A 22,787-nucleotide genomic window follows, 5' to 3' on the forward strand; every position below is an offset into this window, starting at 1 on the left:
GCGCGCCCAGATTCACCGACGCCGCCAAAAAAGGCGCGGCGGGGGCAAGAAAAAAGAGGCGTGCACCGGCTTGTCGTCGTCGGCGGGCTGAAGCCGCCGGACGTGTCATATTACTCCCGGCTATATGCCTGCTCCGGTCGAAATCCGGGAATCTGTTCGGTGAGCGGTCACCGAAGCGCTGTATATTGCTCGCCATTTCGTAGCGCCCAAAGCAGACCGTGAAGTCCAAGACCTCGATGTTCGCCCTGTCCCGCCAGGAAATCGCCCTGGTGCTGGTCACCATGCTGTGGGGAAGCACCTTCCTCATCATCCACATCGCCATGCAGCACAGCGGGCCGCTGTTCTTCGTGGGCGTGCGCTTTACCATCGCCGGACTGATGGCGCTGCTGATGTTCCGCAAGCACATGGCGGCGATCACCCGCCAGGAGGTCGGCGCCGGCATCGCCATCGGCTGCGCCCTGTTCCTGGGCTACTTCCTGCAGACCTACGGCTTGCAGACCATCACCAGCAGCCAGTCCGCCTTCATCACGGCGATGTACGTGCCTATCGTGCCGCTGCTGCAATGGGCCGTGCTGAAGAAGCCGCCCGGCCTGATGAGCTGGGTGGGCGTGGCGCTGGCCTTCGCCGGGCTGATCCTGCTGGCGGGTCCGCAAGCAGGCGCCCTGAACTTCAGCGCGGGCGAAGCCGCGACGCTGGCCGGGGCTGCGGCGATTGCCGCCGAGATCATCCTGATCGGCCACTTTGCCAAGAAGGTCGACAGCCGCCGCGTCACCTTCGTGCAGTTGCTGACCGCCGGCCTGGTGTCGTTCGCGCTGATGCCCGTCATGGGCGAAGCCGTGCCCGAATTCTCCTGGCTGTGGGCGGGCGCCGCGATCGGCCTGGGGCTGGCCAGCGCCATCATCCAGCTCACCATGAACTGGGCGCAGAAGTCGGTGTCTCCCACCCGCGCCACCGTCATCTATGCGGGCGAGCCCGTGTGGGGCGGCATCGTGGGACGCCTGGCCGGTGACCGGCTGCCGGCGCTGGCGCTGGTGGGCGCGGGGCTGATCGTGGCCGGCGTGCTGGCGAGCGAAGCCAAGATTGGGCGCAAGAAGAAGCCGCAAGCCGCGACCCGGGGCGCGGAAGGCGCCGACTAGCGCGCCAGGCGCGCGATCAGGCCGGCCTGAGCGGGGTATAGCCGTTGCAGTTCGGCAGCGTCGGCCAACTCGAACTCGCTGAACTCGAAGCCCGGCGCCACCGTGCAACCGGCCAAGGCGTAACCGGCCAGGTCGGCCGGATTGGCCAGTTCCGCCGCGAACCAGCTGCCGGCCGGCACAAGCGCCTGGAACACGGCATCGGGGTCCGCCAGCGCATCGCCCAAGCGCAGGCAGCGGTAGCCCCCATCCGGCGCCAGCACATGGACATGCAACGCATTGCCCGCATGGAAATGCCAGAGTTCGTCGGACCGGATGCGGTGCCAGGTGGACCAGGCGCCGTCGCACAACAAGTAGTAAATGGCGGTGCTGGCCGAGCGGAGCGCGCCGTCGCCGCGCGTCACGGAGTCAGCGGCGCGATAGGTCTCGCGGTAGTAGCCGCCTTCCGGATGCGGCAACAGTTCCAGGCGGTGAATCAGATCGGCGGCGGATGCGGTCATGGCGGGACGGGCGCGTGAGGAATGGCGCCAGTCTAGAGCAAAGCCGCAAGTCCTAGGCGGCCTGCTCCAGGAACGCCTGCAAGGCAGGCACCGTATTCAGCACATGCTGGCGCATTGCCGCTTCGCAGCGCGCCGGGTCGCGGGTCTGCAGCGCGGCGATCAGTTCCTGGTGCGATTCGCGCACCCGCAGGACGCGGCCAGGCTGCGCCACCCACAGGCGCATATAGGGTTCGACGACGGAATGCAGTTCGGATATCTGGCGCAGCAGGCGCGGCTGCTGGCAGAAGCTGCACAGGTATTCGTGGAATTCGCGGTGCGCGGTGATCCAGTCCAGGTGTTCGCCCGGCCCCTGCTCCAGCTGCTCCAGCAGCAGGGACAAGCGGCGGATGTGCTCGGCGCCCATGTGCAGCACCGCGTTGCGCATGGCCAGGCCTTCCAGCACGGAGCGCATTTCGAACACTTCCAGCATTTCCTGCTGATTCAGGCCACGCACCACCGCGCCGCGGTTGGCGCGGATCTCGACCAGTCCTTCGGAAGCCAGACGGCGCAAGGCGCCGCGCACCGGCATGCGGCTGGTGCCGATCTCGGCCGCGACCACCTCGGGTACCAGGCGCTGGCCGGGCGCGTAGCGGCCCAGGCGGATTTCGCGCTGCAGGTGCAGGTACGCCTCGTCTTCGGCGCTGATCGCTGTCTTCTGGAATTGCAGCATTGGGGATCCAGGGTTAGGGCCAGTCAACACTAAAAGGAGCCTCGCACAGGCCCCACGAAGCCGCCATGATAGATAACCGCAAAAATAACACAAATTGGATCCAGTGATCCATGGATGCAAATCCTAATAGTCCTGGACCGCCTGCTTGCGTCTAATCCCTGCACGCACTCCATAACGCGATCAAGGGGAATTCATGAAGTTTCGTCTCATCCGGGCGCTGGCAGGCGCCGCCGCCGTCGCCTTCGCAAGCCAGGCCGGCGCCCAGGCGATCGACTGGCCGCAGCATCCGGTGCGCATCGTCGTGCCCTTCCAGGCCGGTTCCGCCACCGACCTGATTTCACGCCAGCTGGGCGCCGCGCTGTCGACGGAACTGGGCCAACCCTTCGTCGTCGAGGCTCGTCCGGGCGCCGCGGCCGCCATCGGCAGCGCCTCCGTCGCGCGCGCCACGCCCGACGGCTACACGCTGCTGATGGGCGGCCCCGCCGCCATCGTCACCAACCGCTTCCTGCAGAAGCGCCTGTCCTACGACCCCGACGCCTTTGCGCTGGTGTCGATGGTGGCCTACACGCCCAACATCCTCTTGGCCAACCCGTCGCAGCCGTTCAAGACCCTGCCGGAAATGGTGGCCTACGCGCGCGCCAACCCGGGCAAGCTGACCTATGCCTCGTTCGGCACCGGCACCACGTCTCACATGGCGGGCGAAATGCTCAAGTCCGTGGCCGGCATCGACATCCTGCACGTGCCGTACAAGGGCGCGGGCGAAGCCATCCCGGCGCTGCTCAGCGGCCAGGTGTCGATGTATTTCGACACCATCATGACCGGCCTGCCCCAGGCCAAGAGCGGCGCGCTGCTGGCGCTGGGCATGTCCAACGCCAAGCGCTCGGCGCTGGCGCCGGAGATCCCCACCATCGCGGAGCAAGGCTACGCGGGCTACGACATCGCGCCTTGGTATGGTCTGGTCGCCCCCGAAGGCACGCCCGCCCCGGTGCTCGACAAGCTCAACCGCGCCGTCAACAAAGTGCTTGCCGATCCGGCGCTGCGCAGTAAGCTCGCGGAAGCCGGCGCGGAGCCCCGTGGCGGCAGCCGCGAGGAATTCGCGGCTTTCATCAAGGCCGAAATCCCGCGCACCAAGCAGCTGATCGATCAGGCCGGCATCACGCCCCAGTAATCTTCATCACGAGTTCCCGCATCCATGTCTTTACCCTTCGATTGGTCTTTCCCCTATGCCTCCCGCAAAATGCCGGTCCTGGCCGCCAACGCGGTCGCGACCAGCCAGCCGCTGGCGGCGCAAGCCGGGCTGCGCATGCTGCTGGCCGGCGGCAATGCCGTGGACAGCGCCATCGCCACCGCCATCGCGCTGACGGTGGTCGAACCCGTCATGAACGGCATCGGCGGCGACATGTTCGCGCTGGTCTGGCATGACGGCCAATTGCACGGCCTGAACTCCAGCGGCTGCGCGCCCGCCGCGTGGACGCCGGACTACTTCGCCGGTCGCGACGCCATGCCCGGCACCGGCTGGGGCACGGTGACCGTGCCGGGCCAGGTTGCGGGCTGGAAGGCCTTGTCGGAACGCTTCGGCAAGCTGCCTTTCGCGCAGCTGTTCGAACCCGCCATCGCCTATGCCGAGGAAGGGTTCGCGGTATCGCCCACCATCGCCCGCCAATGGGCCACGCAGGCGCCCAAGCTGGCGCAGGAGCCGGGCTTCGCCGCCGCCTTCCTGCCCGAGGGACGCACGCCGCAGGCCGGCGAATGGTGGCGCTTTCCCGCGCAAGGCAAGACGCTGCGCGCCATCGCCGAAAGCGGCGGCGAGAGCTTCTACCGCGGTGAACTCGCCCAGAAGATTGCCGATTTCGCCAGCCAGACCGGCGGCGCGCTCGGCGCCCAGGACCTGGCCGAACACCGCCCCGAATGGGTCGCGCCAATCTCGCAATCGTTCCGCGGCTACGAGCTGCATGAGATTCCGCCCAGCGGCCAGGGCATCTCGGCGCTGATGGCGCTGGGCATGTTGGAGCAGTTCGACCTGGAAAGCATGGGCCGCGACAGCGCGGACTACTACCACGTCAGCATCGAAGCGATGAAGCTGGCTTTCGCCGACCTGCACCACCACGTCGCCGATCCGCGTCATATGCGCACCAGCGCTGCCGCCCTGCTGGACCGCTCCTACCTGGCCGAACGCGCACGCCAGATCTCCATGGATCGGGCCAGCATGCCGGTCGCAGGCACGCCCGCCACCGGCGGCACCGTGTACCTGACTGCGGCCGACGCCAGCGGCACCATGGTGTCCTTCATCCAGTCCAACTACCACGGCTTCGGTTCCGGCGTGGTGGTGCCGGATACGGGCATCAGCCTGCATAACCGCGGCCTGAACTTCGTGCTCACGCCCGGCCATGCCAACCAGGTCGCGCCGCGCAAGAAGCCGATGCACACCATCATCCCCGCGTTCGTCACGCGCGGCGGCCAGCCGCTGATGTCGTTCGGCGTCATGGGCGGGTCGATGCAGGCCCAGGGCCATCTGCAGATGGTCACGCGCCTGGCGGCGTTCGGCCAGAATCCGCAGGCCATGAGCGACGCGCCGCGCTTCCGCGTGGAAAAAGGCCCGGTGGTCAACGTGGAATCGCACTTGCCCGCGGACGTGGTCGACGCGTTGCGCGCGCGCGGCCACAACGTCGCGGTGGCTCCTGCGGACAGCCTGGAGTTCGGCTCGGCGCAGCTGATCTGCCGCCTGCCCCAAGGCGGCTACGTGGCCGCTTCGGACTCGCGCCGCGACGGTCAGGCCGTGGGCTTCTGAGCCCACGTCGGCCAGGCGCCCGGCCTGGCCGGGCTCGACGCGCCGAGCATCGCCGCCGCTGCTGGCGGCGATGCGCATTTCGGACTATCGGATCACGCGGCGCAGACGGTCGCCCGTGTGATCGGCCAGGCCTGCACGCCCTAGGGCGGCGCTTGCGGCCCGGCGATCAGCAAGACATAGCGCCGGCTCGAGTAGACGGGCGCCAACACCGTGCCCAGTTGCTCGCGCACTCGCGGCAAGTCCGCTTTTTCCACCGCCAGAAAGACCCTGCCGCTCTCCCGGGGCAACACAGTCGCCACGCCGTCCACCGGCACCAATCCGGCCTGCCCGCGCGAGTAGTAGCGCGCCGAAAACGGCAGGCTGTCGACGAAGTAGAGCTTTTCGTTGGACGCCATCAACGCATCCGCCCTGGCGACCAACTGCTTTTCCGTTTTGAGCCGTTCCGGATTGGCCTGCAGCATGGCGCAGAAGACGATCACCGCAACCGGGGCCAGCGCCATGCAGGCCAGCGCGGCACGGCCCGGCGCAGAAGCGCGGGCGCGGCTCAGGCATACGCCTATCGCCAGGGCCAGCGGCGGCAAGGCCGGCAGCACGTAGGTCCACAGGATGTTGCCCGACAAGGTGAAGAAGACCGGCGTGGCTGCGCCCCAGGCCAGCAGATAGGTCCAGCGCGGACGGCGCAGCCATCTCCTGGCCTGCGCCGCGGTCCCGCAGCCCCGCCAGCGGCGCGCAAGCAGCCAGACGCCGAACAGCCCCCAAGGCAGCGATGCCACGACGCCGTCCAGCCAGATGGCGCCATAGGGCCGGCGGTGCGCTGAACCGTAGAGGTCCCCGCTCCAGCCCGCATCGACGAAGCGCAGGAAGTGTTCGCCGACGATGAAGTACTGGAGGAAGCCCGGCGTCTTGATTTCCGCCGCCACGTACCAGGGCAGGACCAGGACAGCCAGCATGATGGCGCCCGCCACCCACGGCAGGCGCCGCAGGTCGGCCCTGGCGGTCCCCTGCCACAGCATCCACGGCACGATGGCGCCCGCCACCAGCACTGCGGCCAGCGGGCCCTTGGACAAGAGGCCGATGGTCAGCCCCAGGAAGAAACCGTAGCGCCATAACCCCGCCGCGGGCCCGCGCGACAGGATGAATGACGCCATGCTGAGCGTGACGCCCAAGGCCAGGAACGGATCGGTCAACACCGCCCCGGCCGCGACCATGGGCAGGAACATGGAGGCGTACACCAGCACGGCCCATCTGGCTGCCTGCGCCGTGTACAGGCGGCGGCCCAGCGCATAAAGAATGGCGAGCGTCGCCGCCGTGGCCAGCAGTGACGGGAACCGGATGCTGAATTCGCTCAGGCCCAGCAGCCGGATCGACAGCGCCTCGGCCCAGAATCCCAGCGGGGGCTTGCCCCAGAACGGCACGCCCGGCGCGAACCAGGGCGTGATCCAGTCGCCGCTTTCCGCCATCAGCCTGGCGATCTCCGCGTAGCGCGGCTCGGACGTGTCGGCGAATGGCACCAGGACCATCGCCAGCAGGCGCACGCCCAATATCGCCGCCAGGCCGGCGGCCACCGCCCGGGCGCTCAGCTGCAAGCTGCATCCCTCCCATAGCCCGACGCCGTCACGCCCGCGGAACCGCTGTGCTGGACGTCGCGCACCAGATAGACCGGCCGCTGCTTGCTTTCCAGGTAGGTCTTGCCCACATACTCGCCCAGCAGGCCGATGGTGATGAGCTGCACGCCGCCCATGAAGGTCATCATCGCCATCAGCGAGGGATAGCCCGCAACGTCATCGCCGAATATCAAGGTCTTGAAGATGATGCCGGCGCCGAATACGGCGCCACCCAGGGCCGCGACCGCGCCCAATCCCGTCGCCCAGCGCAAGGGCGCGGTGGAAAACGAAGTGATGCCTTCCATCGCCAGGCGGAACAGCGCCAGGTAGCTCCATTTGGTGGTGCCGGCGGCGCGCGGCTCGCGGTCGTAGTCGATGATCCGGGTCGGCATGCCCACCCAGGCATACAGCCCCTTCATGTAGCGGCAGCGTTCGGGCAGCTGCATCAGCGCCGTCACGGCGCGCCGGCTCATCAGCCGGAAATCGCCGGTATCGGGCGGGATCGCAGCCTTGCTCAGGCGGCTCAGCAGGCGGTAGTAGGCGTAGGCGGAGAACCGCTTGAAGGCGCTCTCGCCCGCGCGGCTGCGCCGCCGCATGCTGACGACGTCCGCGCCCTCCTGCCAGGCGCGGACCATCTCGGGGATGACCTCGGGCGGATCTTGCAGATCGGCGTCCAGCACGATGACCGCGGCGCCGGCCGCATGCTCTATCCCCGCCGTCATCGCGGCCTCCTTGCCGAAGTTCCGGCTCAGCCGGACCAGCTTGATGCCGCGCTCCTCGCGCAGCAAGGCCTGCAGGTATTCGGCGCTGCCGTCGCTGCTGCCGTCGTCCACGAATACGATTTCGTACGGCAGCCCCAGCGCCTTCAACACCCGCCGCAGGCGCTCGTGGCAGGCCGGCAGCACCTCCCTCTCGTTGAGGAAGGGAATGATGACGGACAGCTGTATCGGGCTGATTGCGCCCAGCACAGCGATATCGATATCGGGTCTGGCATTCATCGGATCGCCTCTCTGTCGGGCCTAGTCCCGGGCAAGCGCCGGTTTCGACAGTTCAAGTTCGTCGGCGTCGTCATTCCTGTGCGCCAGGCGGTACAGGGCCGGCAGCACCAGCAGCGTGAGAATGGTGGAAGAAATGATGCCGCCGATCACTACCGTGGCCAGCGGGCGCTGCACTTCGGCGCCCGTGCCGGTGGCGATCGCCATCGGCACGAAGCCCAGCGAGGCCACCAGCGCCGTCATCAACACCGGGCGCAGGCGCGTCAGCGCGCCGATGCGCACGGCCTCGGCCACCGACTTGCCCTCTTCGCGCAGGCTGCTGATGAACGACAGCATGACCAGGCCGTTCAGCACCGCCACTCCGCACAGCGCGATGAAGCCCACCGCCGCGGTGATGGAAAGCGGAATGCCACGCAGCCACAAGGAGATCACGCCGCCGGTCAGCGCAAAGGGAATGCCGGTGAACACCAGCAGCCCGTCCTTGACGTTGCCGAACATGGCGAACAGCAGGGCGAATACCAGCAGCAGCGCCGCCGGCACCACGATCTGCAGGCGCTTGGCCGCGGATTGCAGCTGCTCGAACGTGCCGCCCCAGGACGTCCAGTAACCCGCAGGCACCTGCACTTTCTCGCCGATAGCCGCGGTGGCCTCGGACACGAACGAGCCCAGGTCACGGCCCCGCACGTTGGCGCTGACCACGATGCGGCGCTTGCCGTCCTCGCGCGAAATCTGGTTGGGGCCCGGCGCCAAGTCGAAGGTGGCGACCTCGCTCAGCGGGATGTAGGCCGCCTGCGCCTGGCCTTCCTGCCTGGGCAGGGCGACAGGCAGCGTCTTCAGCGCCGCCAGGTTCTCGCGCACGGCTTCGGGCAGGCGCACCACGATGTCAAAGCGCCGGTCGCCCTGGAAGAAGGTCCCTGCCTCGCGGCCGCCCACCGCAATGGCCAGGGTGTCCTGCACGTCCGCCATGCTCAATCCATAGCGCGCGGCGCGGGCGCGGTCGATGTTGACTGTGAGCATGGGCAGGCCGGTAGTCTGCTCCACCTTCACTTCCGAGGCGCCCGGTATGGTCTGCAGGACCTCGGCGATCTCGGCCGCCGTGCGGTTCAGCACGTCGTTGTCGTCGCCGAACACTTTCACCGCCACATCGCTGCGCACGCCCGAGATCAGCTCGTTGAAGCGCAGCTGGATGGGTTGGGAGAACTCGTAGTTGTTGCCGGGGACTTTGCTGGCTTCCTCCTGGATCGCCGCCAGCAATTCGGCGCGGGTCTTCCTGGGGCTGGGCCACTGGTCGATAGGCTTGAGCATGATGTAGCCGTCGGAAATGCTGGGCGGCATGGCATCGGACGCGATCTCCGCCGTGCCGGTACGGGCGAATACGCGCTCGATCTCCGGAAACTTCTGCTTCAGCCGGGTCTCCAGCTGCTTCTGCATCTCGACCGACTGCGTCAGGCTGGTGCCCGGAATCCGCAGCGCCTGGATCGCCATGTCGCCTTCGTTCAGGTTGGGAATGAACTCGCTGCCCATGCGCGCCGCCAGCACCCCGCTCAACACCACGAAGACGGTCGCGCCGGCCAGGATCAGCGGCGTGCGGCGCAGCGCGATTTCAAGCAAGGGCTCGTAGCGGCGCTTGGCCCAGGCCATCAGGCGATTCTCTTTTTCAGAGACGTTGTTGCCCATGAACAGCGCCACCGCCGCGGGCACGAAGGTCACGGACAGGATCATCGCCCCCAGCAACGCCAGCACCACGGTCAGGGCCATGGGATGGAACATGCGCCCTTCCACCCCGCTAAGCGCGAAGATGGGCAGGTACACCACCATGATGATCAACTGGCCGAACAGCAGCGGCCGCCGCGCCTCTCGCGCTGCCGCGAAGACCTCGTGGAAGCGTTCGCTGCGCGTCAGCGGCCTGCCATGGTGCGCCCGCGCATGGCTCAGGCGCCGCACGCAGTTCTCCACGATGACCACCGCGCCGTCGACGATGATGCCGAAGTCCAGCGCGCCCAGGCTCATCAGGTTGGCGCTGACCTTGTAGGTCACCATGCCGGTGAAGGTGAACAGCATGGACAGCGGGATGATCATGGCGGTGATCAGCGCCGCGCGGATGTTCCCCAGGAACACGAACAGGATGACGATGACCAGCGCCGCGCCTTCCAGCAAGTTCTTCTTGACCGTAGCGATGGCCTTGTCGATCAGGTTGGTGCGGTCGTAGACCGTCACGGCCTGTACGCCGGCCGGCAGCGATTTGTTGATGGCTTCCAGTTTGACGGAAACGGCCTGCGACACCGCGCGGCTGTTCTCCCCTATCAGCATGAACACCGTGCCCAGCACCACTTCCTCGCCGTTGCTGGTCGCCGCGCCCGTGCGCAGCTCGCGCCCGATGGACACCTCGGCCACGTCACGTATGCGGATCGCCTGGCCTTCTACTGTCGCCAATACCACGTCGCGGATGTCGTCCATGGACTTGACCTGCCCGGGCGCCCGGATCAGGTACTGCTCGCCCTTGCGCTCGATGTAGCCTGCGCCGATATTGGCGTTGTTCCGTTCCAGCGCGGTCATGATGTCGGTCAGCGCCAGCCCGTAGGAGGCCAGTTTCTCGGTGCTGGGCGCCACCTGGTATTCCTTGGCGTAGCCCCCAATGGCGTTGATCTCGGTGACGCCTGGGATGTTGCGCAGCTGCGGCTTGATGATCCAGTCCTGGATCTCGCGCAAGTCCATGGGGGTGTAGGGCGTGCCGTCCGGCTTGCGGGCGTCGTCCCGAGCCTCCACCGTCCATAGATAGATCTCGCCCAGGCCCGAGGAGATCGGCCCCATCATGGGCGTCACGCCCTCGGGCAGGTTCTCCTTCGCTTCCTGCAGGCGCTGGTTCACCAATTGGCGGGCGAAGTAGATGTCAGTGCCGTCCTTGAAGATGACGGTCACCTGCGACAGGCCATAGCGCGACAGCGAACGCGTCTGCTGCAGCCCCGGCAGGCCGGCCATCACCGTCTCGATCGGATAGGTGACACGCTGCTCGGTCTCCAGCGGCGAATAGCCTGGCGCACCGGCATTGATCTGGACCTGCACATTGGTGATGTCCGGCACCGCATCGATGGCGAGCCGGGAATAGTTGTAGACGCCGATGGCGGCCATGCCCAGGGTGACGAACAGCACCAGCCAGCGTTGTTCGATGGCGAAACGGATCAAGCGTTCAAACATGTTCCGCCTCGTCTCAGTGCGCGTGCTCGGCGCCGGCCTTGCCCAGCTCCGACTTGAGGACAAAAGTGTTTTCGACCGCATAGCGCGTGCCGGGCGCAAGTCCCGACAGCACCTCGACCCGGTCGTCCGAAGCCTTGCCCAGTTTCACCGGCTGCACCAGAAAGCCGCCCGGCACCTCCACGAACACGGTGGGCTCGTTGTCGACGGTCTGGACCGCGTCGGCCGCCACCGTTACCGCGGCGTCGGACATCCGGGTCACCACGTCGACCGAGACAAACAGCCCGGGACGCCAGGCCATGTCCGGATTCTCCAGCGTGACCCGCGCGGTAGCCGTACGCGTCTGCTGCCCCAGCAGAGATCCTATATATGAAACCGTGCCTTCCGCCTTGCCGGCAAACGCCGCAGAGCTCACGCTGGCCGCTTCGCCCACGCGCACGTCCTGCAGGTCCTTGGGCGCGATCACGAATTCAGCCCATACCGTGCGCAGGTCCGACAAGGTGAAGATGCTGGCGTTGTCCGGCAGCGCTTCGCCCAGCGCGATGTGCTTTTCCACCACCACGCCGTCGAAGGGCGCGCGGATCTCCAGGCTGCCCAGGTCCTTGGAGCGCGGCTCGGCGCCCACCGTCCGCAGCTTCTGCTCGGCGTTCTGCACGGCGATATCGGCCTCCTGCAGCGCGGTGCGCGCCGCCTGGTAGTCCTGCTCGGCGGACACCTTTTCCTGCCACAGGCGCAGTTCGCGCCTGTGGGTCTGGGCGGCAAGATCGCGCCGCTTGGCCGCGGCCAACCATTCGCTGCGCAGCTCGGACAGCGCCGAGCTGGACAAGGTGGCCAGCAGCTCGCCCTTTTTGACCTGCTGGCCCAGGTCCGCCGACACGCTTTGCACCACGCCGGCCATGCGCGGCACCACGTGCGCGGTGCGGTCCGCGTTGAATTTGATTTCGCCCGGGAACTGGACGGACGTCGCCAGCGCCGCAGGCGCGGCGGCTTCGGACTTGATGCCGGCCACCGCGATCTGCTCGGGCGTCAGCGCGATTTTTTCCTGTTCCTTCGGCGCCTCCGCGCCTTGTTCCGTCTCGGCATGCCCGTGGTCCGCTTCGCCCGCGGCCTGCGCCGGGTACGCGGGCGCCAGCAGCAGCGCCACGCACAGGCCGGCCGCCGTCCACATCATGGGGTGTTGCTTGTTTTTGTGTTTTGCCATTTCTTATGCTCGTTTCAACGTCCGAGAATGCGGTCGATATCCGCGGAAGCCTGGTACACGGATGCCAGCACCGTCAGGTAGGCGATGTTTCCGTCGGACAGGGTGCGCTGCGCGTCCAGCACTTCCAGGAAGCCGAACTTCCCTGCTTCGAAGCCCTTGCGCGCGGCGTCATAGGCCTGGGTGGCGCCCGGCAGCACCGCGGTCCGGTACTCGCGCGCGGAGCCCACCGCCAGATCGAAACGGGTCACGGCCTGCAGCAGTTCGCCCATCAGGCTGGATTCCAGCTCGCGGAATTGGTCCTGCGCCTTGTAGGCCTGCATGGTGGCGGCGTAGACATTGCCCTGGTTGCGGTCGAAGATCGGCAAGGGAATGGAAACGCCAAGCTGGGCCTTGTTGCGGCCTGCCTCGTTATCGCGGGCCACGCCCGCGCTCAAGGTGATGTCCGGATAGCGCTTGCTCTTCTCCACCTCCAGCTGCGCCTGCCCCAGGTCGACGGCGAGCTTGCCGCCCTGCATCCTGGGCGTTGCGGCCAGGCCAGCGCGCAGCTCGTCGATGGACGCCCGCTCCGGCAACGTTTTCAGATCCCCACCCACGCTGGCGAAGCCAGGCTCCGCTTCGCCCCAGAGCAGGCCGAGCTTGCGGCGCGCGCCCAGCAATGCCGCCTCGGCGCCGCGCGCCTCGATGCGCGCATTGGCCAGCGCGACCTGGGCCTTGCTGCCTTCCAGCGGTGGCGCCTTGCCCGCGGCCACGCGCCTCTCGGCCAGCCGCAAGGCGCCACTGGCGATGTCCACGGTGCCGCGCGTCACACGCACGGATTCCTGTGCCACCGCCACGTCGAAGAAAGCCGCGATGACCGCCGCCCGCAGGCCGGCCCGCGTGCCCGCCACGTCCTGGCGTGCCATGTCCCTGGACAGGCCTGCCGCCTTGACCCGCGCGGCGCGCTTGCCGCCCGTCTCCAGCGGCATGTTCAACATGGTGGTGGTGGTGCGCGTGGCCGATTTCGTATCGTCCACGCTGACGTCGATGGAAGGGTTGGGCAGCAGGCCCGCCTGCGTCAGCAGGCCTTCGGTCGCCGCGGCCTCATTCTTTGCTGCGGCGAATCCGGGATTGCGTTCCAGCGCGGCGGCCAGGGCGTTCTCCAGCGTCAGCACGGCGCCTGTCTGGCTCTGCGCCATGGGCACGGGAGCGCGGACCGCGCCTGCGTCCTGGGCGGACGCGGACGCGGCGATCATCAGGGCCGCCAGGGTCAGCGGCAAGGCAGATACATGCATGGTTCAACCAAGGAAGGTGCGAGCCGGCAATGTATCCAGACGGGCGCGTCAATCGACCGACAGAAAAATGACATTTCCGTAAGGTTCTCGGGCCTTACAAAAACGTAATCAGGGAGTTCGGGAATTGACGGACATCGGTCCGTAGAGTGTCACCGTCGCTACACAAACAGCGTGTATGCGCCTGACGGAACACCGCTACCGGCGCCACGCCCAACCTGGGAGATATCCATGAAGATCAAAACCGTCGCCGCCGCCCTCGCCCTGGGTTCCGCGTTGGCCCTTCCCTTTGCCGCCAGCGCCTCCAGCACCTGGCACCAGACCAATACGGAAATCGGCTACGCCATCGCGCCGGACCACGCCACCGCCGGCAAGACACGCGAAGAAGTGAAAGCCGAGCTGGCCGTGGCCAAGTCCGACCCGAAGCAGTGGTTCCTGACCAATCTGAACGCCGCCAAGCCGGGCTGGGTCAGGCAAGGCACCTCCCGCACCCGCGCGGACGCCATGGCGGAAATCGAGGCCATGACGCCGGCCGAACGCGCCCGCCTGGACGCGATCTACACCCCGGGCTGAACCGCCGGCCCCGTGGCGGACGCGTCCCGCGTGCCTGCCGGCGCTGCGCAGGGCGGCTGGGCCGCCCTGTTTGCGTTTCTTTCCCCGCCACGATTCCGCCTAGAATAGGACGCAGGATCCGAGGACTTCCGCGCACTCTTTTTATTCCGCTGATATGAAAGTACTCGTAATCGAAGACGAAAAAAAACTCGCCGAGTACTTGCGGCGAGCGCTGACCGAACACAACTACGTCGTCGACGTGGCCCTGGACGGCGTCACCGGCCTTCATCTGGTCCGTGAAAGCCAATATGATCTGGTCCTGCTGGACGTGATGCTGCCGGCCATGGACGGTTTTTCCGTGCTGGCCGAGATCCGCAAGACCAGCCGCGTCCCCGTCCTGATGCTGACCGCGCGCGACAAGCTCGAAGACCGGGTCAAGGGCCTGCGCGACGGCGCCGACGACTACCTGGCCAAACCGTTCGCCTTGTCGGAGCTGCTGGCCCGCGTGCTGGCGCTGGGCCGGCGCAGCGGCCACGGCCAGACCGAAACCATCGCCCAGAACGTGCTGCGCATCGACGGGCTGGAGCTGGACCTGCTGCGCCGGCGCGCCAGCCGCGACGGCGTGCGGCTGGACCTGACCGCCAAGGAATTCACCTTGCTGGCGCTGCTGATGCGCAAGCAGGGAGAAGTCCTGTCGCGGCTGGAGCTGGCCGAACAGGTGTGGGACATCAACTTCAACAGCAACACCAACGTGGTCGAGGTCGCGATCCGCCGCCTGCGCGGCAAGGTCGACGAACCCTTCGACAAGAAGCTGTTGCATACCGTGCGCGGCATGGGCTACGTGCTGGAACCGCGGAGCGACTGATGTCCGGGCAGCGCCCCAAATCGCTGCATCGCTGGCTGTCGCGCTGGCTGGCGATCCAGACCTTCATCGCACTTGGCCTGGTCTGCGTCGCGGTCTATTACGCGACCAACCTGAACCTGGCCAGCCGCCAGGAGGCCTTGCTGCAACAGAAGGTCGAAGTCGTGCGGCACCTGGTCGAGGAGAACGCCGCCAGCCAGGACTCGACCCGCCTGCGCCACAAGCTGAGCGACTTCTTCTATGGCCGTCCTGATTTCTCGCTGGTGCTGGAAATTGACGGCGAAAAGGTCTACTACGGCAGCCCCATCGCCGGCGACAACGATTTCCACCATGAGCGGCGCATTGCCTTCACGCTGCCCTATCCCGGCGCGCCCGGCGACGCCATGAACGCGGAACTGGTGCTGGACATTTCCAGCGACATCCTGCTGCGCAAGGCGCTGGCCTGGACCCTGTTTGCCTGCGCCCTGGCGGGCGCCATCGTCGTGGCGGCGGTGGGAACGTTGCTGGTGCGCCGCGGGCTGGCGCCGCTGGACGCGCTGGGCAAGCAGGCGGCGCAGCTGTCTCCGGACCGCATCGGCGAACGGCTCGACGAAAGCGGCCAGCCCTGCGAGATCCGGCCGCTGGTGCGCCAGTTCAACGCAGTGCTCCAACGGCTTGAGCGCGCCTACGTGCAGATGGAAGGATTCAACGCCGACGTCGCGCACGAGATGCGCACGCCGCTGGCGACCCTGATCGGCGAGACCGAGCTGGCGCTGAGCACGCGCCCATCGCCACAAGCGCTGCTGGAAACGCTGGGCTCCAATCTGGAGGAACTGCAACGCCTCTCCAGCATCGTCAACGACATGCTGTTCCTGTCGCAAGCCGACCGCGGCGCGCAGGCCCGAGGCAGCTGGCAGGACAGCCTGTCCGCCATCGTCCAGGAGGTCACGCAGTATCACGAGGCCGAAGCCCTGGACGCCGGAGTCGATATCGCCGTGGTGGGCGATGCGCCGGCCCAGGTCGACCGAACGCTATTTCAGCGCGCCGTGTCCAACCTGGTCTCGAACGCCGTGCGCTATGCCGCCCCGGGCAGCGTGATCGAAGTCGAGATCGCGCGCGGCGCCCCCGAAGAAATCCTGATCTCCGTGCGCAACCAGGGCGAGCCGATACCGGAAGAGCATCTGCCGCGGCTTTTCTACCGCTTCTACCGCAGCGACACCTCGCGCGAGTTCGACGCCAACCACCATGGGCTGGGGCTGGCCATCGTCGCCGCCATCGCCCGCATGCACGGCGGCCGCAGCTACGCCAGATCGGCGGACCGGACCACGACCATAGGCTTCAGCATCGCGGCGGCGGACATTACAGAAAGCTAATCCGCCTGTCCGGATTCTGTCCGCGCTCGCTCCCTAGAATTTCTCCCATGCCGCTTGAAGACCGGCCGCCACAGCGGCTTTCAAGGGCGCCGGCCTCAGGGAGGCCATCTGCCTCCCCTGGATTGTTGAGATTGCCGGACCACGTTCCATGGAGAAATTATGAATCGTCTGACCCTGTTGATCCTTGCCATTTCCGTTGCCGCTGCGGCCCCGGCTGTCCAGGCCGAGCCGAAGACCCGCGAACATGTCAGGCTCGAGCTCGAGCAGGCGAAGAACGCCGGCCTGGTCACGTACGGCGAGCTGGACTATCCGCCCGCCATCGCGCCCGCCCAAGCAGGCAAGACCAGCGCCCAGGTTGCCGACGAGCTGCAACGCGCCAAGGCCGCCGGCCTGGTCATCTACGGCGAGCTGGACTACCCGCCGTCCCGGCCCGCCACCACATCCAAGACGCGCGCGGAAGTGCGCGCCGATCTGAACCTGTGGAAGCGCTCGGGCATGGCGGACCTCTATCGCGGCGCACAGGAGCCTGACGTGTTCAGCCTGAAGTACCGTCAGCGCTATGCGGAGTATGTCAGGATGCGTACGGGCGCGGAGTATCGGCAGCAGTTGGAGATCGAGAACGGCAGGCAGTAAGCGCCGCCCGAAGCGCGACTCGGCATACCTACAGCAGGAGCGGCCGCCTCCTCAGTCCTCTTCGACAAATGCCTCCTCGCGCTTCTTGCGGATATTCGGCAAGGCAACCAGCACCACCAGCACAAGCGCCGCGCCCAGCAAGGACGCGGACAGCGGCCGCTCCACGAAAGTCGTGAAATCGCCGCGCGACAGCAGCAGGGCGCGGCGGAAGTTCTCTTCCATCATGGGGCCGAGCACCAGGCCAAGCAGCAGGGGCGCGCCCTCGCAGCGCAGCTTGCTCCAGATGTAGCCGACGACGCCGAAGAAGGCCGTCATGTACAGATCGAAGGTGTTGTAGTTGAGCGAGTAGACCCCGATCGTGCAGAACACCAGGATCGCGGGGAACAGCACGCGGTAGGGAACCTTGAGCAGCTTGACCCAGAGCCCGACCAACGGCAGGTTGAGTATCACCAGCATCAGGTTGCCGATCCACATCGACGCGATCAGGCCCCAGAACAGCTCTGGATGGCTGGTCATGACCTGAGGGCCGGGTTGGATGTTGTGGATGGTCATCGCGCCCACCATCAGCGCCATTACCGCATTGCCCGGAATGCCCAGCGTCAGCAGCGGGATGAAGGACGCCTGCGCGCCGGCGTTATTGGCCGATTCCGGCCCGGCCAGTCCTGCCGGGTGGCCTTTGCCGAAACGCCCGGGTTCCTTGGACAGCTTCTTTTCCAGCGTGTAGGAAGCGAAGGCCGACAGTACCGAGCCGCCCCCGGGCAGGATGCCCAGCATCGATCCGACCGCCGTGCCGCGCACGATCGCAGGCGCCGCCTCGCGGATCTCCTGCCGGTTGGGATACAGCGAGCCTACCTTGTCCGTGATCTCGACCCGCTTGTCCTTCAGTTCCAGGTTGTTCATGATCTCGGCAAAGCCGAACACGCCCATCGCCACGATCGCGAAATTGATGCCGTCCTGCAGTTCAGGAATGCCGAAGTCGTACCGGGCCACGCCGGAATTGACGTCGGTGCCGACCAGGCCGAGCAGCAGGCCCAGCAGGATCATGCAGATCGCCTTGACCAACGAACCGGAGGCCAGCACCACCGCCCCCACCAGGCCCAGCGTCATCAGCGAGAAGTACTCGGCCGGCCCGAACTTGAACGCGACCTCGGCCAGCGGCGGCGCGAATGCCGCGATCAGCATGGTGGCCACCGATCCCGCAAAGAAAGAGCCGATGGCGGCCAGCGACAGCGCGGCTCCGCCGCGGCCGTTGCGGGCCATCTGGTGACCGTCGAGCACCGTGACGACCGCCGACGTCTCGCCTGGCAGGTTGACCAGTATGGCGGTGGTCGAGCCGCCGTACTGCGTACCGTAATAGATGCCAGCCAGCATGATCAGCCCCGCGACGGGCGGCAGCACATAAGTGATCGGCAGCAGCATCGCAATGGTGGGCACGGGTCCCAGGCCAGGCAGCACCCCCACCAGCGTGCCCAGCACGCATCCCAACAGCGCATACAGCAGGTTTTCCGGCGTAAACGCCACGGAGAACCCCAGCATGAGGTTATCGACAAGTTCCATCCCCGCTCCTTGGAGTTTTTATCGTGATACGAAAATAGATCGTAGTACGATATAAAACACCAAGAAACCCGGGTTTTTACGGACTGGGGAAGCGCAGCTGAAGAATGGCGGGCGCGCTGTCGATCTGCGCAACCCGCTCGCTACGATGCGATGCCGAGGTCATGCCGCTGACGCGGCATGGCTTCACATCGGTTTGAGATCGACCTCTTTGGCGATCCTGCCAAAGGTTTCCAGGTCGCTCTTCACGCGGGCGGTGGTTTCAGCCGGCGTGGATACGCGCGGAATCATCGCCAGGTCCAGCAAGCGCTGCTTCATTTCCGGCTTGGCGAACTCGCGCGCCAGGGCCTGCTGGATCTTGTCGACGATCTCGTCCGGCGTGCCCTTGGGCGCGGCCAGGCCGAACCAGGCGACCGCGGAGAATCCCGGCAGGCCGGCTTCGGGCGCGGTGGGCACGTCGGGCAAGGCCGCCACGCGTTCCGGATTGGTGACGAACAAAGGCCGCACCTTGCCGGCCTTGATGAAGGGCGTCTGCACGCCGGTGTTGTCGAGCACCGCGTCGATGTGGCCGCCCAGCAAGTCATTCATGGCCGGGCTGCTGCCCTTGTAGGGCACGATGTTGACCTGCATGCCGGCGGCGCGGGCGAACATGAGCTGGGTCAGATGCTGCTGCGTGCCCAGGCCAGCGTTGCCGAAGGTGATCTTGTTGGGATTCTTGCGGCCGTAGTCGATGAATTCCTGCAGGTTCTTGGCGGGGAATTCATTGTTTGTGACCACCACGAAAGGCAGGTCGACCAGCACCGTGATCTGCTTGAAGTCTTCCAGCGGCTTGTAGCGCAGCTTGTAGACATAAGGATTGACGGCCATGGTGCCGCTGGCGGTCAACGCCAGCGTGTAGCCGTCCGGCTCGGCGCGCGAGACGAACTCGGTACCCAGCACGCCGCCCGCGCCCGGCTTGGCCTCGACAATGGCCGGCTTGCCCAGTTCGGCCTGCAAGGCCTGCGCCGCGAAGCGCGCCAACATGTCGGCCGACCCGCCGGTCGCGTACGGCAGGACGATCGTGATCGGCTTGCTGGGATAGGCGTCCGCGGCCATCGCGGGCGCGGCGATCCCGGCCGCCAGACAGGCAGCGGCCAGAGTTTTCAGATGCTTGACCATCAATGATTTCCCCTCGTGGTGTAACGACTGCGCTTGCACCCGGGGAAGATTAAGCGGTCCCGTGTTATATGGCTAATCAACAATTAAAATAGATCTCTATCACCAACGTTGATAATCACCCGGGACCGCCATGCTGACCTCGATGGACCTGAACCTGCTGCGCATCTTCGACGCGGTCATGACCGAACGCAACGTCACGCGCGCGGCCTCCGCCCTGCACATGACGCAGCCCGCGGTCAGCAATGCCATCAACCGGCTGCGGCTGACCTTGAAGGATCCGCTGTTCGTGAAGATCCAGGGCGGCGTACTGCCCACGCAGCGCGCCGAACTCCTATGGCCCCCGATCCGCGACGCGCTGGCCCGCATCGCCGACACGCTGGAACGCAACGACTTCGATCCGGCGCGCTCCGAGGCCGTGTTCCGCATGGCCATGTCCGACTACGTGGCGGATCAGGTCATCCGACCGCTGTTCGTGGAACAGCAGACAGTGGCGCCCAATGTCCGCATCCACCTGCATCCCTACTCGCTGGACAACGCCGGCGTGCTGCTGGAGAAAGGCGAAGTCGACATGGCGGCGGGCGTGTATTCGAACTTCGGCTCGTCCCTGCGCACCCTGCCGCTGGAAACGCTGACCTACGTCTGCGCCATGCGCAAAGGCCACCCGCTGCTGGCGCAGCCGCGCTTCACGCTGGACAACTTCCTGCGCGCGCGCCACCTGATGGTGAGCCTCTTGGGCACCCCGACCCTGATCGACCACGAACTCGCGCCCCACGGCTACAAGCGCAATGTGGTGCTCACCATCAACCAGTTCGCGCTGGCCCCGCGCCTGCTGGCCGAGACCGACCTGATCTGCGTGGTGCCCCTGAACACCGTGCGCAACAGTCCCTATAGTCATTTGCTGGAAGCGGTGGAAGCGCCCTTCCCCTTCGCGCCGCGCACCGTCAACCTGATCTGGCACGAACGTTCGGACAATATCCCCGCGCATCGCTGGCTGCGCGAAGAGATCCTCAAGGTCTGCCAAGCGCAAGGGATGGTGTTCGATCAGGCGCAGCCGGCTGAGTCTCATCCGTATTGACGTACTGACAAATCATTCACCACAGTGATAATCACTGATACCAATCTTTGATTGGACCGAATGATGGTGCGTCAATAGCATTCTGGTCATCCCACTCCCGGCGCCTTGCGCGCCAGCATCCTGGAGACCAGCGTGACCCAGACCGCATCCGCCCCGGGCGCCCGCCGTTTTCGCGTCGGCTTCGACGTAGGCGGCACGTTCACCGATTTCACCCTGCTTGCCGAGCACACCGGTGAACTGCATTACTACAAGGTGCCTTCGACACCGCATGATCCGTCCGAGGCCATCCAGACCGGCCTGGCCCACCTGATACGCGAACACGAGATCGCCGGTTCCGAACTGGCGCACGTGGGCCACGGCACCACGGTGGCCACCAACATGGTCATCGAGCGCAGGGGCTCGCGCTGCGCGCTGGTCACCACGCGCGGCTTTCGCGACGTGCTGGAGATCGGCCGCCAGACGCGTCCTCACCTGTACGACTACAACGTCACCAAGCCGCAGCCGCTGGCGCCGCGCGAGTGGCGGTTCGAAGTGACCGAACGCATCGGCGCCGACGGTTCGGTGCTGCAGGCGCTGGATGAGGACGAGGTGGTGGCGGTGGCGCGCGCACTGGCCGCGGCCCGCGTCGAATCGGTCGCCATCTGCTTCATGCACAGCTACCGCAATGATGCGCACGAGCGCCGCACCCGCGACATCCTGGCCGAACACCTGCCGGGCGTCTACCTGAGCGTGTCCAGCGAGATCCTGCCGGAATTCCGCGAGTACGAGCGCATGTCGACCACCGCGCTCAATGCCTACGTCGGCCCGCGCATGGCCGGCTACATGCGCAACCTGGTGAGCTCCGTGCGCGCCATGGGCGTGGCGGCCGAGCCGACCACGGTGCACTCCAACGGCGGCCTGATGTCGGTGGAATCGGTGCTGACGGCCCCCGTGCGCACCTGCGTGTCGGGTCCCGCCGCCGGCGTGATCGGCGCGACCGAACTGGGCCGCGTGGCGGGCCTGCCCAATCTGATCACCTTCGACGTGGGCGGCACCAGCACCGACGTGTCGCTGGTGGCCGAGCTGCGGCCGCTGTTCACCTCCAGCCGCCTGGTGGCCGACTATCCGGTCAAGACCCAGATGGTGGATGTGCACGTCATCGGCGCGGGCGGCGGCAGCATCGCGCGCATCGACGACGCCGGCGCGCTCAAGGTCGGCCCGCAGAGCGCGGGCGCGGTGCCCGGCCCCATCGCCTACAACCGTGGCGGCGAAGTCGTGACCATCACCGACGCCCACGTGGTGCTGGGCCGCCTGAATCCGGTTGCGCTGCTGGAAGGCCGCATGGCCGTCCACGCGCGCCAGGCGCGCGAAGCGCTGGAAGCGCAGATTGCCCGCCCGCTGGGGCTGAGCGTCGAAGAAGCCGCCTACGGCATCCTGCGCATCGCCAACTCCAACATGGCGCGCGCGGTGCGCGCGGTCTCCACCGAGCGCGGGCATGACATCCGCAAATTCGCCCTGTGCGCGTTTGGCGGCGCGGGCGGCCTGCATGCCGCCGAACTGGCGCGCGACTGCGGCATCGACACCCTGCTGATCCCGCAGGAGCCCGGCACCATGTGCGCGCGCGGCATCCTGCTGTCCGACATCTCCATGGACTTCGTGCAGACCTTGATGGCCTACGCCACCGCCGACGGCTGGACGGTGGTCCGCCAGGCGCTGGCAGCCCTGGCCGGCAAGGCCCGGGCCTGGCTGTCGAGCGAAGGCGTGAATGACGCGGAGCAGCGCCTGTCCGCCGTCATCGACGCGCGCTACCAGGGCCAGAACTTCGAAATCGCCGTGCCGCTGGACGGCATGCAGCTGATGCCGCTGGACGAGTTCGTCGCGGCATTCAGCGCGGCGCACGTGCGCGAGTACGGCTATGACGCCGCCGGCCGTCCGGTGGAGATCGTCAATTGCCGGGTGCGCGCCATCGGCCTGGTGCCGCGCGCGCCGCTGGCCCGCGTGCCGGGCGGCGCCAGCGTGGACGGCGCCCTGAAGGAGCGCCGCAACGTGTATTTCGAGGGAGCGGGCTGGGTCGACACGCCCATCCTGCGCCGCGCCCTGCTGCCGGTGGATGCGCCGGTGGACGGGCCGGCCGTGATCGAGGAAATGAGCTCGACCACCGTCGTGCTGCCGGGCCAGCAGGCGCGCGCCGACGAATACGGCAACCTCATCGTCAACCTCAATCCCTAAGGC

General features: G+C 66.8%; 18 protein-coding genes. 9 read left to right on the forward strand and 9 right to left on the reverse strand.

Annotated features, from left to right (window positions below; translation table 11 throughout):
* Positions 1-236 precede the first annotated feature (236 nt).
* Positions 237-1,136: a DMT family transporter gene (locus tag AXYL_RS23115; protein WP_013395289.1), complete on the forward strand. Its 900-nt coding sequence runs from the start codon at positions 237-239 to the stop codon at positions 1,134-1,136.
* Here AXYL_RS23115 and AXYL_RS23120 read toward each other — a convergent pair.
* Positions 1,133-1,633, reverse strand: coding sequence for a cupin domain-containing protein (locus AXYL_RS23120; RefSeq protein ID WP_013395290.1), 501 nt, complete (start codon positions 1,631-1,633; stop codon positions 1,133-1,135). The two genes, AXYL_RS23115 and AXYL_RS23120, sit on opposite strands and share 4 nt — an antisense overlap.
* Before the next feature lie 52 nt (positions 1,634-1,685).
* Positions 1,686-2,342, reverse strand: a complete 657-nt coding sequence (locus AXYL_RS23125) for a GntR family transcriptional regulator (RefSeq protein WP_013395291.1) — start codon at positions 2,340-2,342, stop codon at positions 1,686-1,688.
* A gap of 193 nt (positions 2,343-2,535) precedes the next feature.
* Between AXYL_RS23125 and AXYL_RS23130 the strand changes: the two genes are divergently transcribed.
* Positions 2,536-3,510 (forward strand): Bug family tripartite tricarboxylate transporter substrate binding protein, encoded by a 975-nt coding sequence (locus tag AXYL_RS23130; protein ID WP_013395292.1) that lies wholly within the window; start codon positions 2,536-2,538, stop codon positions 3,508-3,510.
* Positions 3,511-3,534: 24 nt separating this feature from the next.
* Positions 3,535-5,130, forward strand: a complete 1,596-nt coding sequence (gene ggt / locus AXYL_RS23135; protein ID WP_013395293.1) for a gamma-glutamyltransferase — start codon at positions 3,535-3,537, stop codon at positions 5,128-5,130.
* Between the two features lie 140 nt (positions 5,131-5,270).
* On the opposite strand, the gene AXYL_RS23140 is transcribed toward ggt, so the two are convergent.
* From AXYL_RS23140 to AXYL_RS23160, 5 genes are read right to left on the reverse strand one after another with little or no spacing between them, the layout of a single operon-like run.
* Positions 5,271-6,716 (reverse strand): ArnT family glycosyltransferase, encoded by a 1,446-nt coding sequence (locus tag AXYL_RS23140; RefSeq protein WP_013395294.1) that lies wholly within the window; start codon positions 6,714-6,716, stop codon positions 5,271-5,273.
* Complete coding sequence (locus AXYL_RS23145; RefSeq protein WP_013395295.1) at positions 6,707-7,732, reverse strand: glycosyltransferase family 2 protein; 1,026 nt, start codon at positions 7,730-7,732, stop codon at positions 6,707-6,709. Before AXYL_RS23145 ends, AXYL_RS23140 begins: the two co-directional genes overlap by 10 nt.
* A gap of 21 nt (positions 7,733-7,753) precedes the next feature.
* Positions 7,754-10,924, reverse strand: coding sequence for a CusA/CzcA family heavy metal efflux RND transporter (locus AXYL_RS23150; protein ID WP_013395296.1), 3,171 nt, complete (start codon positions 10,922-10,924; stop codon positions 7,754-7,756).
* Positions 10,925-10,937: 13 nt separating this feature from the next.
* Complete coding sequence (locus AXYL_RS23155; protein WP_013395297.1) at positions 10,938-12,122, reverse strand: efflux RND transporter periplasmic adaptor subunit; 1,185 nt, start codon at positions 12,120-12,122, stop codon at positions 10,938-10,940.
* A gap of 14 nt (positions 12,123-12,136) precedes the next feature.
* Positions 12,137-13,393 (reverse strand): TolC family protein, encoded by a 1,257-nt coding sequence (locus AXYL_RS23160; RefSeq protein ID WP_013395298.1) that lies wholly within the window; start codon positions 13,391-13,393, stop codon positions 12,137-12,139.
* Positions 13,394-13,621: 228 nt separating this feature from the next.
* Between AXYL_RS23160 and AXYL_RS23165 the strand changes: the two genes are divergently transcribed.
* The 4 genes from AXYL_RS23165 (at position 13,622) to AXYL_RS23180 (ending at position 16,789) form a co-directional block, all read left to right on the forward strand.
* Positions 13,622-13,963, forward strand: a complete 342-nt coding sequence (locus tag AXYL_RS23165; protein WP_013395299.1) for a DUF4148 domain-containing protein — start codon at positions 13,622-13,624, stop codon at positions 13,961-13,963.
* Positions 13,964-14,117: 154 nt separating this feature from the next.
* Complete coding sequence (locus AXYL_RS23170) at positions 14,118-14,807, forward strand: heavy metal response regulator transcription factor (protein ID WP_013395300.1); 690 nt, start codon at positions 14,118-14,120, stop codon at positions 14,805-14,807.
* Positions 14,807-16,156 (forward strand): heavy metal sensor histidine kinase, encoded by a 1,350-nt coding sequence (locus AXYL_RS23175; RefSeq protein WP_013395301.1) that lies wholly within the window; start codon positions 14,807-14,809, stop codon positions 16,154-16,156. The genes AXYL_RS23170 and AXYL_RS23175 overlap by 1 nt, the downstream gene beginning before the upstream one ends.
* Before the next feature lie 159 nt (positions 16,157-16,315).
* On the forward strand, positions 16,316-16,789 hold the full coding sequence (locus AXYL_RS23180) for a DUF4148 domain-containing protein (RefSeq protein WP_013395302.1): 474 nt from the start codon (positions 16,316-16,318) through the stop codon (positions 16,787-16,789).
* A gap of 51 nt (positions 16,790-16,840) precedes the next feature.
* Here AXYL_RS23180 and AXYL_RS23185 read toward each other — a convergent pair whose 3' ends face one another.
* Together AXYL_RS23185 and AXYL_RS23190 are read right to left on the reverse strand one after the other, a co-directional pair.
* Positions 16,841-18,346, reverse strand: coding sequence for a tripartite tricarboxylate transporter permease (locus AXYL_RS23185; protein ID WP_013395303.1), 1,506 nt, complete (start codon positions 18,344-18,346; stop codon positions 16,841-16,843).
* Between the two features lie 183 nt (positions 18,347-18,529).
* Entirely contained in the window at positions 18,530-19,501 is a 972-nt protein-coding gene (locus AXYL_RS23190; protein WP_013395304.1) for a Bug family tripartite tricarboxylate transporter substrate binding protein, read from the reverse strand.
* Between the two features lie 130 nt (positions 19,502-19,631).
* On the opposite strand from AXYL_RS23190, the gene AXYL_RS23195 reads away from it, so the two are divergent.
* Positions 19,632-20,576 (forward strand): LysR family transcriptional regulator, encoded by a 945-nt coding sequence (locus AXYL_RS23195; RefSeq protein WP_013395305.1) that lies wholly within the window; start codon positions 19,632-19,634, stop codon positions 20,574-20,576.
* A gap of 132 nt (positions 20,577-20,708) precedes the next feature.
* Positions 20,709-22,784 carry a hydantoinase/oxoprolinase family protein gene (locus AXYL_RS23200; RefSeq protein ID WP_049797953.1) on the forward strand — a complete coding sequence of 692 codons (2,076 nt, stop codon included), beginning with the start codon at positions 20,709-20,711 and terminating at the stop codon, positions 22,782-22,784.
* The last annotated feature ends 3 nt before the right edge of the window (positions 22,785-22,787 follow it).

Origin of the sequence: Achromobacter xylosoxidans A8, assembly GCF_000165835.1 — a bacterium.
GTDB classification, from domain to species: domain Bacteria; phylum Pseudomonadota; class Gammaproteobacteria; order Burkholderiales; family Burkholderiaceae_B; genus Achromobacter; species Achromobacter xylosoxidans_B.

Bases quoted from the DNA above. Each gene is read 5' to 3' on its own strand.
- AXYL_RS23115 (WP_013395289.1), top strand. From the start codon at position 237: ATGTTCGCCCTGTCCCGCCAGGAAATCGCCCTGGTGCTGGTCACCATG.
- AXYL_RS23120 (WP_013395290.1), bottom strand. From the start codon at position 1,633: ATGACCGCATCCGCCGCCGATCTGATTCACCGCCTGGAACTGTTGCCG.
- AXYL_RS23125 (WP_013395291.1), bottom strand. From the start codon at position 2,342: ATGCTGCAATTCCAGAAGACAGCGATCAGCGCCGAAGACGAGGCGTAC.
- AXYL_RS23130 (WP_013395292.1), top strand. From the start codon at position 2,536: ATGAAGTTTCGTCTCATCCGGGCGCTGGCAGGCGCCGCCGCCGTCGCC.
- ggt (WP_013395293.1), top strand. From the start codon at position 3,535: ATGTCTTTACCCTTCGATTGGTCTTTCCCCTATGCCTCCCGCAAAATG.
- AXYL_RS23145 (WP_013395295.1), bottom strand. From the start codon at position 7,732: ATGAATGCCAGACCCGATATCGATATCGCTGTGCTGGGCGCAATCAGC.
- AXYL_RS23150 (WP_013395296.1), bottom strand. From the start codon at position 10,924: ATGTTTGAACGCTTGATCCGTTTCGCCATCGAACAACGCTGGCTGGTG.
- AXYL_RS23155 (WP_013395297.1), bottom strand. From the start codon at position 12,122: ATGGCAAAACACAAAAACAAGCAACACCCCATGATGTGGACGGCGGCC.
- AXYL_RS23160 (WP_013395298.1), bottom strand. From the start codon at position 13,393: ATGCATGTATCTGCCTTGCCGCTGACCCTGGCGGCCCTGATGATCGCC.
- AXYL_RS23165 (WP_013395299.1), top strand. From the start codon at position 13,622: ATGAAGATCAAAACCGTCGCCGCCGCCCTCGCCCTGGGTTCCGCGTTG.
- AXYL_RS23170 (WP_013395300.1), top strand. From the start codon at position 14,118: ATGAAAGTACTCGTAATCGAAGACGAAAAAAAACTCGCCGAGTACTTG.
- AXYL_RS23175 (WP_013395301.1), top strand. From the start codon at position 14,807: ATGTCCGGGCAGCGCCCCAAATCGCTGCATCGCTGGCTGTCGCGCTGG.
- AXYL_RS23180 (WP_013395302.1), top strand. From the start codon at position 16,316: ATGAATCGTCTGACCCTGTTGATCCTTGCCATTTCCGTTGCCGCTGCG.
- AXYL_RS23185 (WP_013395303.1), bottom strand. From the start codon at position 18,346: ATGGAACTTGTCGATAACCTCATGCTGGGGTTCTCCGTGGCGTTTACG.
- AXYL_RS23190 (WP_013395304.1), bottom strand. From the start codon at position 19,501: ATGGTCAAGCATCTGAAAACTCTGGCCGCTGCCTGTCTGGCGGCCGGG.
- AXYL_RS23195 (WP_013395305.1), top strand. From the start codon at position 19,632: ATGCTGACCTCGATGGACCTGAACCTGCTGCGCATCTTCGACGCGGTC.